Raw genomic sequence first — 13,718 nt, forward strand, 5'->3', positions numbered from 1 at the left:
TTCTCGGCGCAGACCTCACTTGCCCGTGCTACCCACTAGAAACGCGGAAGAGCCCAAAAACGGGCTATCGATGGGAAGTTTCGAAGCTCGTGCACAAAAACAGCCTATCGCGGGGACCTTCCGTGATCTTTTATCAACTATTGAACTATCGTATGCGTATTTATGTAAATTTTTCATAAACTATACGAGTAATTGCATATGTAATTGCATTTTTGATATTAGCTTGTCTATAGGCCCCGCGATAGAGCTTTTTTGTGCACGGAGGTCTCGAAAACCCCGCGCTAGAGCCTTTTTATGCAGCGGCAGCCGGGCCAGGGCGGGGTGGTTGTAAGGCCCGGCAACCGCGTATACTAAATCGCCGGAAACGAGAGGGGACGCATGACACAGGGGGCAGACGCAGAGTTCCATATGAACGCGCAAAAGGAGCGCTTCCTCACAAGCACGTGGGGCGCTCTTCTCGTTGCAGCGCTTTGCTGCCTCCTCTGGGGATCAGCCTTCCCCTGCATCAAGGTTGGCTACGCACTCTTTGGCATTGCCAGCACCGACACGGCATCGCAAATGCTCTTTGCTGGCACAAGGTTCGTCATTGCCGGCTTCATGGTCATCCTCTTCGTGAGCATCGCTTGGCGAAAGTCTCTTGTACCCCGACACACCGATATTGGCCCCATTGCCCTTTTGGCGCTCTTCCAGACCTTTGGGCAGTACGCCTTCTTCTACCTGGGACTTGCTCATGCCGCGGGAACCACGAGTTCGGTCATCGAGGCAAGCGCCAACTTCTTTGCCATTCTGCTCTCAGCGCTGGCGTTCCGGCAAGAGCGACTCACCGGCAGGAAGGTCGCGGGCTGCTTGCTGGGGTTTTCTGGCGTGGTCCTCATCAACCTCGGAGGCAGCCTGGGGAGCCTCTCGCTTTCCTTCTCGCCGATGGGCGAGGGGATGATTCTTCTGAGCACGCTGTGCTCGGCCACGTCCTCCTGCCTCATCCAGAGGCTCTCCGCGCGTCATGACCCGGTGCTTCTCAGCGGGTGGCAGTTTGTGGTGGGCGGACTCGGACTCATGGCGATGGGCGTGGCTGGCGGTGGGGCTTTCTCGCCCGTCGGGCCGAGCGCCATTGCGCTTCTCGCGTACATGGGCTTCATCTCGGCGGCAGCGTACAGTGTGTGGTCGCTCTTACTCTCCGTGAACTCGGTCTCGCGCATCTCGGTCTACGGCTTTATGAACCCCGTGTTTGGCTTCGTGCTTTCTGCGGTACTTCTCGGTGAGTACCAGCAGGTTGACCCCGTGCGGTCCGTCTGCGCGCTAGCGCTGGTGAGCGCAGGTATTGTGGTGGTCAACCACGTGAGCGCGAAGCCTGGTAGCACGGTGGGCGCCTCCGGAAGCGAACTGCGCTAGCAGACGGTCCCGAATTACGTACGGATGCGAGGTATTGTGTAAGTAGGTGACCGCACCGGGGGCTATTGACCATCGTTGGGCAACATTCGTGAAGGCCTACAGAAATCGCCAACAGGGAAAATGCCATCCGGCTGGTACTGCACCCACCGCCTAGGACTCAAAGCGCTCCTCCACACAGGAAAATAACCTACATATCTTGGCTTCCGTACGCAATTTGAGCTATCCGTCTTGCACGGGAAGTCTGCAGCCTTCATAGACGCAGGGCTGTCACTCCGAAACAAATACCACCGCACTACTCTCGCGCGCATTGCACAATTTTTTCTGTTCAGCGGGAACATTCGACCCCGCTAGCGCATGTAAATGGTAACAGTCACAAGATGAAGCGGAGGACATACATGCGGGACAGCGAACACCATGCGCCCTGCAGTGGGAGAGAAAGCTTCATCCGTCGTGCAATGGACCTCCATGGAGACGCCGTCTACCTTGTTGCCCTAAGCCAGACTCGCTCTCAGATTGATGCCCAAGATGTCTCTCAAGACGTATTCCTGCGCCTTCTTACGAGCAAAACGGAGTTTGCTGATGAAGAACACCTCCACGCCTGGCTATTGCGAGTAACCATTAATCGATGCCACGAGCTGTATAGATCCCCTTGGCACAAGCGCATTGCCCCGTCCGACGAGATGATTGCCGCGATCCCTTCTACAGATCTCGATCCTGCGGAAGCGGCGGTAAGCGCTCTTGAGCAAAATCCCGTCTGGGCGGCGCTCAAGGCACTGCCCGAGAAGCTGCGTGTGGTCGCCCTTCTTCACTATGTTGAGGAATACCCAACCGAAACAATCGCCGCGATAGTGGGCTGTCCACCAGCCACCGTACGTACAAGACTCCATAGAGCAAGGTTACAGATGAAGAGATATCTCGAATCTATGGGAATGGAGGGCAATAATGAGTGACGAGCTGCTGGAGAGGGAACTCAAAGCACTAGCCAAGGAGGTACGGCTTCCCAATAAGGTACGAGAAAGGGTTGAATGCAAGGCTCGCCAAATGGGCGGCGACGCAATCGTTTGGACTAGAACAGGACGCTCCGTCACAAGACGGCATCTCCTGTGGGGAGGCGCTGTGTCAGTAGGTGTCGCCGCTTCTCTATTGGGTTTGGCGATTCTCGGCAGAAATCAGCGGAACGACCAGGATTCGATTACAGAGAGTCCAAGTAATCCCTTTGTGCTGCGTGCATACGCCGAAGGCATACCCCAAGAGGACGGAAGTGTGCTTACCACGAGATTCATTAGCACACTTGGCTCCTCAGGCACCACGGATGCCGGAACGTGGTATGCCTCGAGAGATATCGATCTTACCTGCATGGGGGATGGAATCGAATCAATTGAATATTCGCTCTCTGGGCCAAATACAAGTCTTGCGGCTGGTCAAAATGCGACAGGGCAAACTATCGTAAGGTTCGATGCACTGTATAACGGGGAAACGGGCGAGAACGAGCCTCTTCCAGAGGACAACGGTACCGCCACGAGCTACGTAGTGGCTTACGATGTGCAGGACGAAGACGAGCGCGCATTTAACAGAACTCTGTATACAGAGTTTCCAACAGACGGCGCTCTCGACGCGGCAAAGGCGCTTTCCCAGCAACTATCCGAGAAGGGCCTTTCTGGAACCCCAACCTGGGAAGAGGCCGTCCAACAAGTCGAGGCCGGCATCGCGTTGCATAGGCTCCTCGAAAGGCGCAGTGCGGATCTGTTGGCGTCAACCACTCTCACCATGACAGCGCATCTCCGAGAGGGCGGCGTGCAGAGTCACGCGTATTCAATTTCGCTACGCGAGGGTTTTGACAACATTTTGGATGAATGGCTGGACTCTCAGGTCGAGCCCACGGCAACCATCAGTTGCTACCGTGATGACCCAGATCATGCAGGCGACTATTCCGCTGCACAAGAGCGCATTCAATACATCTGCAGCCAGCCACCCGACCTGTTCGTTCTGACTGAGCTCTAGCAGAAATAAGCCCGCCCACTGTGTTGTAGCTTCGCTCCGCACGGTTACTTCAGCACTGTCCCGTGTTCACAGACATCACCGCACTGGCGAACAGTCCTGATTTACGTTCAAAAGTAAGGTTGTGTGTAAGTCCAGAGCCGCGAGGGGCATGGGTAGCCCTCGCTAGCGCACGCCCCTTCCACCCGACGTTATCTCCAACAGGGAAAACGCTAGCGAGGGCGTCCGCATGTACTCGCCGAACTCCGCACCGGGGCATCCGACACAGTCTCATACGGCTTGTGCTAGTAAAAATAATCCACATATGTTGACTTCCGAACGTAATTTTGGCCACTCAGCTCGCGCGAAGCCTTCCTCTTGTCGGTTCACAGCAATTCCTGAAGATTCCATAGTGAATAATTGCGTTACGCTACAAGCAGGGAGTACCCATGGAACGCCCCGTTGGACGCCAAACCGCTCTTTCCCTCCTCGATTTGCCCGCAGTGCAACGCTTCACGCGAGCAAGAACCCATCGCTAACGCCCTTGCAGACCAATGGCAACGCACGCGCTGTTTGACTTCACTGTTCGTCTTCTTCAAGTCGCCTATCTCACAAACCGGCAGGCAAAACGTGCTTGCCTCTCCTCTCTCGGTACCCCTTGCCCTGGCCTTGACAGCAGCCGGGGCCGTAGGAGATATGCTCTCCCAGCTAGAGACCGCATCGCCGCAGATGCACAGCTCAACGACCAGCTGTCAGGCATGGGCACGCAATGCCTTAGACACCATGCTCACCGTCTTCTCGCACATGGCTACCCTCAAGGAGGGTAACCTTGCCATAAGCACCATGCTTCAAAAGACCTTCATCGACGTAAACGAGACCGGAACAAGGGCGGCAGCGGTCACCGTAATAAACATGGTTGGCTCAACGGCAACGCCGGATGAGCCCGAGGTCCGGGAGGTCATCCTAGACCGGCCCTTCGTCTACTTCATCCTTGACAACATGACACCAACGCCACTCTTTGCAGGCACCATAACGGACATGGAGCAATCACCATGAGTCTCGCCGACACAGCTCGCACATTATTCGTTGGAAAAATGTGCGAGTCTCCCACATTTTCCTAGGGAATCATCCGTAGCCGTAGCAATCGAAGGATTGAGTAACGCAGTCCTTCAGTTGTCGCGAAAAAAGAGGGCGGACCAAAGGCCCGCCCTCTTAAGCCCATTCGAATGCTCGAACGCTAGATCCTCGCAACCCCGCTCTTGCGTGCGGCGTCGGCCACAGCCGCAGCCACGGCGGGCGCGACGCGCTTGTCGAAGGCACCGGGGATGATGCAGTCCGCCGCGCGGTGCTCGTCGTCCACCAGGCCGGCGATGGCGTAGGCAGCGGCCTCCATCATGTCGTCGTTGATGTCGCTCGCGCGCACGTCAAGCGCACCGCGGAAGATGCCGGGGAACGCCAGCACGTTGTTGATTTGGTTGGGGAAGTCCGAGCGGCCGGTCGCCGCCACGGCGGCACCAGCGGCGAGCGCCTCGTCGGGCATGATCTCGGGCACGGGGTTCGCGCAGGCAAAGACGATGGGGTCCTTCGCCATGGTGCGCACCATGTCCTGGGTGAGCGCGCCGGGGGCGGAGACGCCCACAAAGACGTCGGTGCCCTTGACTGCGTCGGCAAGGCTTCCGTGCACGCCCTCTCGGTTGGTCCAGGTGGCGACCTCCTCCTTCACGGAGTTCAGCCCCTCGCGGCCCTCGTAGATGGCACCACGACGGTCGCAGATGATCACGTCGCGCACGCCCATGCGCTTCATGAGGCGTGCGATGGAGATGCCCGCGGCACCGGCGCCCGAGAAGACCACCTTGACGTCGGCAAACTCGCGCCCGGTGAGACGGCACGCGTTGATGAGCGCGGCGCACGTCACGACGGCGGTACCGTGCTGATCGTCGTGGAAGACGGGGATGTCGCAGGTCTCCTTGAGGCGACGCTCGATCTCGAAGCAGCGCGGTGCGGAGATGTCCTCGAGGTTCACGCCGCCAAAGCTGCCGGCGAGCAGCTGCACGGTGCGGACGATCTCGTCCACATCGTTGGAGCGGATGCACAGGGGGAAGGCGTCCACGTCGGCGAAGGTCTTGAAGAGGGCACACTTGCCCTCCATGACCGGCATGCCTGCCTCGGGGCCAATGTTGCCAAGGCCGAGAACCGCGGAGCCATCTGTCACCACGGCGACGAGGTTCCAGCGACGGGTGTACTCGTACGACAGGCTCGGGTCCTTCTGGATCTCAAGGCAGGGGACGGCGACGCCCGGCGTATACGCCACGGCAAGCTCCTCCGGCGTGCCAATCTTTGCCCTGCTCACGACCTCGATCTTGCCATGCCATTCCCTGTGCGCGTCGAGCGCGCGCTGCTTTGCATCATCAGCCATCTTGGCTCCTTCGACATTCGAGGACATTCACACGACATTTCTATCTTAAGTCATCGAACGATTCCTCGAGCACAATGAGAACTCGTAGGGCTTATTCATCCGTCTGCCGATTTCACATCACTTGCCCGAAGTGATGTGAAACTAATCACCATATACCCCGTACTTATCAAGATGAAGGAGTCGGGCTGAGCGGATGAGTTGGCAACAACAAGTGGGGCGATGACGATGAAGCGACGCTGCAAAAGATTAGTTCGTTTTATTGCCCCTATGCTTATCGTCATCACCCTGTTTACCGTGTCTGCTCCTCCACAGTTTTTTGGCTACCCGGATTTTAGTAAGGTTAATCGCGTGCTGATTATTGGTAGTGATGGCGGCTCGGAAGCAGTAGTCGGCATGCTTAGCAATCTTGATGTAAATGGACCGCCGCTTGCCACGATATTCAATATTCCTGAGGATGGTTGGTACACCGATATGTTTGAGATATGCTACCAGAATGGGACTAGTTCACGTATTTATATTAGGTCAAATTATATAAGAATAGGTGACGTCTCTTGGTTTGCCGACGAGGAAAACCTATATCAACTGACTGAATTATTCTTCTCTCTATATAAGACATACGTCATGTAATCCTTCCTTGTTCCTAGTCGAGCATTTGCGCATATAGGCACCATATCGGTATCGAAAAAACAAAGTCGGGCACGTTACCTGGCCTATACTTCTTGGCAGGCACGCATCGGAAGGATTGGCATGAAGGCAAACGATATCAAGGTAGCCGCATCTATCTGCGCGGGGGTCATCGGTTACAGCTATGCGCTCAAGTTCGCAATGGCGGGCCTTGAGGTCTGGGCTCAAAACCGCACGCCGGAGTCCAGCTCGCTTGCGCGACAGCGCGTACAGGCGAGCTTGGACTCCCTCGTCAGGAACAGCGTCTACACGGAGGGACAGGCGCAGGAAATCGCGTCCCGCATCCACTACACCAATTCCGTCGCCGAGGCCGTGAAGAACGCGCAGTTCATTCAGGAGAGCTCTGCGGAGCACTATGAGGTCAAGTGGGAGATCGTTGAGCAGATCGAGGCCGCAGCCGCCCCCGACGCAATCGTCGCAAGCTCCACCTCTGGTCTCCTCGTGACCGAGATTGCAAAGAACGCCAAGCACCCCGAGCGCTTCTGCGGCGGGCACCCCTACAATCCGCCCCACCTCATCCCCCTCGTCGAGATAACGCGCAGCGAGAAGACCACGGAGGAAGCCGTCGCGTGCGCAAAGGACTTCTACCAGCGCATCGGCATGGAGCCTGTTGTTCTCAAGAAGGAAGCCCTAGGTTTCATCTGCAACCGACTTCAGATGGCGCTCTACCGCGAGGTGGCAGACCTCGTGATGAGTGGCGTGTGTTCGGTAGAGGACGCGGACAAGGCAGTGACCTTTGGACCTGGAATCCGCTGGGGCATCATGGGACCGTCCCTCGTGTTCGAGCTTGGCGGCGGCAAGGGAGGCGTCGCCGGCCTCATGAACCACCTGCACGACTCCACGACGCTCTGGCTCAAGGACATGGCAGACTGGAAAGAGTTCCCCGCCGAGTGGTCTGACATCGCACAAAGGGGCGTGGACGAGGAACTCTCTCACCGTACCCCCGAGACAGGCAACACTCCGGAGACCCTTGCCGAATACCGTGACCGTATGCTCATTGAGGAGCTCAAGCTCCATGGCAAGCTCTAGGGAGCGCCCGCGCATGACACAGAGCATCCTCATCAAGGACACCACGAGAGAAGAGCGCGAGGAGATCGTGCGCCGCGGGCTCAGCTTCTGCGGCGACGGCTCGTGCGAGCAGTGCAGCGGCTGCTCGATGGGCGTTGGCTCTATCGACGCCATGTACAAGCCCTACATCGACGGCAAGCTCGAGCTGGCGGAGGTCAACATGCTGCATGCCGCCACCACGTTCACGCTGGGCGGCGGGAGAAGCGCGAACGCCGCGTCCGCATCCAGCGCCGAGACGAGCACAGAATAGCCGAGGTCCCATGCACGCACGAACTCCCAAGCACTTCGTCCTCGAGGAGCGCCTCGAGCGCTACGCGGACTTCATCGAGCCTGCGCCGCAGGACTACGCTGGCCGTTGGGCCGAGGCATGCTTCCCCGTTGGCAGCACAGCCCTCGAAAAAGGCGCAGCGCAGCCGAGGCGCTTCCGCGAGGTCCGTCTCGACCTTGGCTGCGGCAAGGGTGCCTTCACGGTGGAGTCCGCCCGCCGCGAGCCGGACGTGCTCTTCCTCGGTATGGACGGCGAGCCGCTCTGTATGGCCTACGCCGGCGGCATCGCCGCGAAGAGCGGCCTTGAGAACGTGGTCTTTCTCGCCTGGGACGGCCACCGCGTGACCGAGGCCTTCGCCCCTGGCGAGCTCTCGCGCATCTACCTCAACTTCCCCACTCCGTTTCCGCGCAAACGCCAGGCGCGCCTGCGCCTTACCGACGCCACATACCTTATGGACTACCGCCGCATCCTCGCGCCAAGTGGCGCACTTCGCCTCAAGACCGACAGCCGACCCCTCTACCTCTTCACGCTCGAGGAGCTTGCCGCTACCGGGTACGAGGTACTCTGGACCAGCGAGGACGCACGGGCAGACTTCCCCAACGAACCCACGAGCGGCTACGAGGAGCGCCTTGCGGCCAACGGTGCAAAGGTCTTTGCCCTGGAGGCCGCGCCCGGACCGGAACCCCCGCACTTCTCGCCCACGCCACAGCGCGGCCTGGTGGAGTACCTCCCCCAGGACCTCGAGAAGCTCGACTACGTCCCGCTGGGCATGGAGGCCACGGTGTGGAACATGCGCAACCGCGAGGCCAAGCTCTGGGCAAAGGGCCACAGGGACGAGAAGCGCGCCAACAATAGCGAGAAGACCAGCTAGCGAGAAGTGCGCCGCCCTGCATGAGCAAGGCGGCGACCCAGTTGGCAGCTTTCTCACGAGCTTACGCCGTAGCGCCCTTCCAATGCGCGTTCACGCAGGACTGCGGAGCAGGCAGGAAACCTTCGAAGATCACCGGCGCACCCTCGGCCTCGGAGGCGAGCATGTCTCGCTCGCTTCGTATGGTCCACGTGATCAGCTTGCCGCCGAGAAGCCCGCACACCAGGCGCACCGCAGGCTGCTCGCGGTCATCAAACTTGTACGCAATGAAGTCCGGCTTGGCGGCCACGTTGCCGAGAAGGGCAGTTGCCCCCACGCGCAGCGGCAGCGGCAGTGCCTTGGCGCTTGCACCGGCATCGCTGGCGAGGAAGTCCATCGAGAGCTGGCCGCGAATGACCTCGGGACGGTTGCGGCGCAGCCACACCAGCACCGCCGGGTCGAAGCTCTCGATGCAGTAGCGCACGTCGAAAGTGTCCAGGCACTCCATGACGCGGCTGGTGAGAAGGTCAGCGTTCTCGCAGTAGGTCTTGATCTCGATGATGAGCGGCGCGGGCATGGTTCCCCTGCCATCCCACTCGAAGATCCTCAGGACCTCGCCGAGCGTGGGGATGCCCTGGTCGGTTCCGTTGAGACGGTACTCCTCGAGCTGCGGGCGCGTGAGTTCCTCGACGATGCCCTCCCTGCCCGTCATGCGCTTGAGGTCTGAGTCGTGGATCACAACCAGACGGTCGTCCGCCGTGAGATGCACGTCAAGCTCCACGCCAAAGCCATACTCGCGGGCGCGCCTAAAGGCAGCAAGCGAGTTCTCTGGGGCGCCTAGGGAATCGTCGTGCAGACCGCGATGCGCATAGCGGTAGCGGGCAAACTCGTCCCAGCGCTCGTCCACCGTCTTGTTACCCGTACGAGGCGCCAGGCCGCACACGGCAGCCGCCCCCAGGCCCACGGCCATGCCGGCGGCGAAAAGCACCGGGTGCTTGCGAATCATGCAGCGTACCATCGACAATCCTCCTCAAAACCAGTGGGACCAAACGCGATGCCCCTAGGATATCGCTAGTCCGTATCAAATGCCTCGAGTCCGCGCTTCTCGACCAGCTTAGAATCGCCGTGATGCACAAAGAGCATGGTCACGAAGCTCGCGGCGACAAACACCGTGGCATAGATGAAGAGCAAGCGATAGCTCACGTGGTGCATGAGCCAGCCCGCAGCGATGGGCGTCACCGTCTGCGCAGCCATCGAGAACGTGTAGTAGAGACCGGTGAACTTGCCGGTGTCGGAGCCCTTGCACATCTCGACCACCATGGGCAGCGAGTTCACGTTGATACCCGCCCAGCCCATGCCCAGGACCACCATCACCACGTAGAGTGCAGGCGAGAAGCCCATGCCCGCAAAGGTCCAGGCAGCGCAGAAGGCAAAGCCCCCGCCGAGAAGCACGATGCCACCCAGGATGGTGCGCTTGCGGCCCATGCGGCTGGCAATGGCTCCCACGGGAATGTACGAGACGATGGCGCCCACGTTTGCCACAATGAGGCAGCGCGACGCCTCACCCAGTGCCATACCCCACTCTGCCTGCGCATATGTCGTGAACCAGGTCTCCATGGCGTTGTAGCCAATAAACCAAAGGGCAATGGAGGCGAGAAGGAAGCCCAGCGAGCGCTTGACCGGTGCGGGAAGCACCTCCTTACCCGTCGCGGCATCTTTCTCGACGAGGTTCTCCTCGGGATGCCTGGCCTCGTAGGCCGCGACCTCAGCCTCGAGCTTGGGCTCCTTCACGGTGAGGAACACGATTGCCACCGAGACCACCATGATGGCCGCCACAATCGCAAAGAGCGGCAGGTAGTCCACGTGGTCGAGTCCGGCGGTTCTGCTGCTGTTATAGAGGACAGAGGCAATCCCCAGGTAGATGATGCCACCGACGGCACCCATCAGGTTGATGATCGCGTTTGCGGGCGAGCGCAGCGGCTTTGGGGTGCAGTCCGGCATGAGCGCGACGACCGGACTGCGGTAGGTGCCCATGGCCACAAGCACAAAGAGCAGCATGCCGATGAAGGCGGCAAGAAGGGCTCCCGAGCCGTCCGCGTAGTATGCGTTGTCGATGACGGGCAGGAAGACCATGCCCACCACGGCGAGCGCGGTGCCCACGAGGATGAAGGGCATGCGACGGCCAAGACGGCTGTGGCAGCGGTCGGAGAGCGAGCCAAAGAACGGCAGGAGGAAGAGTGCAAGGACGTTGTCGGCGGCCATGATCATGCCCGAGAAGGTCTCGTCCAGGCGGAACGTGTTCGTGAGCATGAGAGGGATGACGCTGTTGTACATCTGCCAGAACACACAGATGGAGAAGAACGCGAAGCCGATGAGAACGGTCCTGCGGACGTTGAGTTTCACGAGGTTTCTCCTTGCGCCGGAGCTGCCGTGCATCTTTGATGCTAGTCGGGTGCGCACGCAGGGGGCACCGTCGGCCGCCGACGGTCTGGCAGGCGGTGCCGCCAGCTTCAGGGAGCGGGGCTCCTGAACTCATAAATCCCGGGCGGTTACGATGGCCTAACCGACGAATTTCCACGAGACGCCCGCGATACCGGAAGTTGCGAACGTTTACGCATGGCTAACCGGAGAAATTTCACGAGTCGGCCCTCGAGGTCCAGCCAAAAAGGCGAACACGAAACTCGTACGGGGCTCCCCGGGCCATCCCAATTCGCAAAATGACGGTTGGTGGCAGTTTTGGGAAGATCTTTGATATGAGATATCGAGAGTAGCACATCACTGACCTGGGGTTCATCAAGGCTCAAACCTCTTGATACTCGGGATATCCCCGAAAAACTGCCACCAACCGTAAAAACGTGCCATCCGGAGGCCCGACTCCCCATCTCCATCCGCGCCGAAATCCCTGTGCGCCAACACTTGCGGGTGCTACTGTAGAAACTTGCAAACTCAGCCCCCACTGCGGGCGGCTCTTAAAGAAAGGCCACAAACGATGCCCAGAATTACACCAGGAAACAGGCTTTACCTGTACAGGCTTCTCTCATCCACCCTCGGGACCAACCGTCAGGCGCTGCTCTCGCGCGTCGAGGAGGTGCTCCAGGAGGACGGCATTGCGCCGCAGGACGTTGGACAGAACGACATTCAATCTCTTATGGAGGCGCTCCCCGAGTTCGTGCGACTCACCGTGTTCAAGAAGGGACGCGTCTACGCCACGATTGTGCCCAACGAGGAGTACGACGGCTACCTCGACCGCTCGGGACAGGCTGGTTCCGGCAGTGGCACCGAGAAGGGCGGCAAGGGCAAGCCATGGAAGCGGCGCAAGGGCTCGCATGACCCCAAGCCGACAAAGCCGCGCCACGTGGAGCAGCCCGCAGCGGTGCCGGAATCTGCACAGGAGCCCGAGCCCGTACCAGAGCCGGAGCCCGAGCCAGAAGCCACACCAGAGCCCGCGCCCGAGGCACAAACCACACCGGCCACCGAGACACCCGAGGAGACAAACAAGCCGCAGGTAGAACCTGAGACACCCGGGGATACAGCACCTGAGACGCCAGCTGGCCCTGGCATCAGCCTCACCATCACCTACGACCCCTATGAAGACATGGAGGCGGATCTCGCGGCAGCGACTCAGCCGCAGCCCGAGGCGCCAGCTCCTGTCGCAGCGCCCATGCATGCTCCGGCGCCCGTACCCGTCTCCGCGCCAGCGCCAAGCGCGCAGCCGCTCCCCCATCAGAACCTCCCCGAGCGCTTCTCGGCAGAGGTCCACTGCAAGGACGAGCTTCTCCGCGTGCTCTACCAGAAGCTTCCCATCGATGCCGATGTCACGCGCACGCTCGACGAGGACTGGCGCGTGGCCCGCTCGACGGGCACCCTCTCGGGCACGAGAAGTCGCATCACCTTCCCGCTCCGCTACCTCCACGAGGACGGCTCCGGTCCGGTCGAGGTCACAATCCGCCGCACATCGCGACCCTCGTCCGGCAAGCAGTGGAGCCTCTCGCTGGTTGACGGTGACGATGGGACCAGCGCGGTTCATGAGCAGGTTGGCCTCGAGGGCCTGCCTGCGGCAGACGAGGGCGCATGGAGCGACCTCGCAAGCACGTCACAGCGGGCGGCGGGTGCGTCTGCCGTGAGTCCGCTTCGCGAGTTTGCGCAGTTCGCGCTCATCGGCTCCTGGGAGCGCACGCTGGGGACGCTTTCCACCATGGCGGCGCCGGAGCGCTGGAACTTCCCTGGCGAGGGCGTGGGAGGTCCCTCTCGCTACGGCATCCTGCGCGAGTACCTCACCGTGACCTTCCATCGTGCCGTTGAGCAGGGGCGCGTTGCCACTGCAGCAGACGGCTCGCTCGCGGCATTCGACACGGGGCTGCTCACGCCCCTTGCCGAGGACATCTACGCGGTCTTCTCGCCCAATGCCGGTGACATCCCCTGGAAGCTGGACGGCTTTGCCACCGCAGGCTCGGGGGAGCCTGGCGCCCGTCTTGTGGCAACGCTATCCGAGCTCCCGCAGCCGGCGAGCTACCTGGGGCGCATTGAGGACGTGGCTTGCCAGCGGGGCCACATGCTCGTCCTGGACACCGAGGCGCTTCTCGGCAGGCAGGTCGGACGCCTGCCACAGGCCTTCCTCGAGGAGCAGCTGTCCGGAAGCGATGGGGCCTCACTCCTGCTACGCGACGGTATCGACACCGGAAACGGTCATCTAAGCCGCAGCACCTGCAGGGAGCTGGCGCGCGCAATCAAGGCCGATCCTGGCCTCTACCGGCGCATGGGCCAGGCACTTCAGGACGCGGCGTCCCTCTCGCTACACCTCGCACAGGTAAGCTACCGCACGGCAGCCCCCGCATACGACCCTGCCACCGAAACCATGCGTCTCCTTTTGCCGCTGTGCCTGGTAGACGATGGCGTGGCAGACTGTGCCGTGTCGCTCGAACTCATGCCCTCGGGCGCGTACCGAGGGGCTGCGATCCTCTCGCTGCCACGAGCCTATGCCTGTGCGCGCGTCGTAAGCCGCGACCAGCCCGCATGGCTCTCGCCCGAAACCGTTTTGTAGCCTTTGTCGGCTAGACTTGAGCCGTACG

General features: G+C 60.4%; 12 protein-coding genes. 9 read left to right on the forward strand and 3 right to left on the reverse strand.

Annotated features, from left to right (window positions below; all coding sequences use genetic code 11):
* Positions 1-378: 378 nt before the first annotated feature.
* The 4 genes from ACO59D_RS06455 to ACO59D_RS06470 all read left to right on the forward strand — a co-directional run bounded on the left by ACO59D_RS06455 (position 379) and on the right by ACO59D_RS06470 (position 4,422).
* Positions 379-1,389: a DMT family transporter gene (locus tag ACO59D_RS06455; protein WP_485126272.1), complete on the forward strand. Its 1,011-nt coding sequence runs from the start codon at positions 379-381 to the stop codon at positions 1,387-1,389.
* 455 nt (positions 1,390-1,844) lie between these two features.
* A complete protein-coding gene (locus tag ACO59D_RS06460; RefSeq protein WP_485126273.1) occupies positions 1,845-2,339 on the forward strand; it encodes an RNA polymerase sigma factor in 495 nt (164 codons plus the stop codon).
* The gene (locus ACO59D_RS06465) at positions 2,332-3,390 is read left to right on the forward strand and encodes a hypothetical protein (protein WP_485126274.1); all 1,059 of its coding nucleotides are present in this window, start codon (positions 2,332-2,334) and stop codon (positions 3,388-3,390) included. Before ACO59D_RS06460 ends, ACO59D_RS06465 begins: the two co-directional genes overlap by 8 nt.
* Positions 3,391-3,939: 549 nt before the next feature.
* Positions 3,940-4,422, forward strand: a complete 483-nt coding sequence (locus tag ACO59D_RS06470) for a serpin family protein (RefSeq protein ID WP_485126275.1) — start codon at positions 3,940-3,942, stop codon at positions 4,420-4,422.
* A gap of 181 nt (positions 4,423-4,603) precedes the next feature.
* On the opposite strand, the gene ACO59D_RS06475 is transcribed toward ACO59D_RS06470, so the two are convergent.
* Complete coding sequence (locus ACO59D_RS06475) at positions 4,604-5,782, reverse strand: NAD(P)-dependent malic enzyme (protein WP_485126276.1); 1,179 nt, start codon at positions 5,780-5,782, stop codon at positions 4,604-4,606.
* A gap of 267 nt (positions 5,783-6,049) precedes the next feature.
* Between ACO59D_RS06475 and ACO59D_RS06480 the strand changes: the two genes are divergently transcribed.
* The 4 genes from ACO59D_RS06480 (at position 6,050) to trmB (ending at position 8,673) form a co-directional block, all read left to right on the forward strand.
* Entirely contained in the window at positions 6,050-6,409 is a 360-nt protein-coding gene (locus ACO59D_RS06480) for a hypothetical protein (protein WP_485126277.1), read from the forward strand.
* Positions 6,410-6,529: 120 nt separating this feature from the next.
* Positions 6,530-7,495, forward strand: a complete 966-nt coding sequence (locus tag ACO59D_RS06485; protein ID WP_485126278.1) for a 3-hydroxyacyl-CoA dehydrogenase family protein — start codon at positions 6,530-6,532, stop codon at positions 7,493-7,495.
* Complete coding sequence (locus ACO59D_RS06490; protein ID WP_485126279.1) at positions 7,482-7,784, forward strand: NADH-ubiquinone oxidoreductase-F iron-sulfur binding region domain-containing protein; 303 nt, start codon at positions 7,482-7,484, stop codon at positions 7,782-7,784. Before ACO59D_RS06485 ends, ACO59D_RS06490 begins: the two co-directional genes overlap by 14 nt.
* A 10-nt stretch (positions 7,785-7,794) precedes the next feature.
* Positions 7,795-8,673 (forward strand): tRNA (guanine(46)-N(7))-methyltransferase TrmB, encoded by an 879-nt coding sequence (gene trmB / locus ACO59D_RS06495; protein ID WP_485126280.1) that lies wholly within the window; start codon positions 7,795-7,797, stop codon positions 8,671-8,673.
* A 61-nt stretch (positions 8,674-8,734) separates the two neighbouring features.
* On the opposite strand, the gene ACO59D_RS06500 is transcribed toward trmB, so the two are convergent.
* Together ACO59D_RS06500 and ACO59D_RS06505 are read right to left on the reverse strand one after the other, a co-directional pair.
* On the reverse strand, positions 8,735-9,667 hold the full coding sequence (locus tag ACO59D_RS06500) for a glycerophosphodiester phosphodiesterase family protein (protein ID WP_485126281.1): 933 nt from the start codon (positions 9,665-9,667) through the stop codon (positions 8,735-8,737).
* Between the two features lie 53 nt (positions 9,668-9,720).
* Entirely contained in the window at positions 9,721-11,052 is a 1,332-nt protein-coding gene (locus tag ACO59D_RS06505) for an MFS transporter (RefSeq protein ID WP_485126282.1), read from the reverse strand.
* Between the two features lie 586 nt (positions 11,053-11,638).
* On the opposite strand from ACO59D_RS06505, the gene ACO59D_RS06510 reads away from it, so the two are divergent.
* The gene (locus tag ACO59D_RS06510; protein ID WP_485126283.1) at positions 11,639-13,690 is read left to right on the forward strand and encodes a DUF3825 domain-containing protein; all 2,052 of its coding nucleotides are present in this window, start codon (positions 11,639-11,641) and stop codon (positions 13,688-13,690) included.
* The last annotated feature ends 28 nt before the right edge of the window (positions 13,691-13,718 follow it).

The organism is Tractidigestivibacter sp. (genome assembly GCF_057241865.1).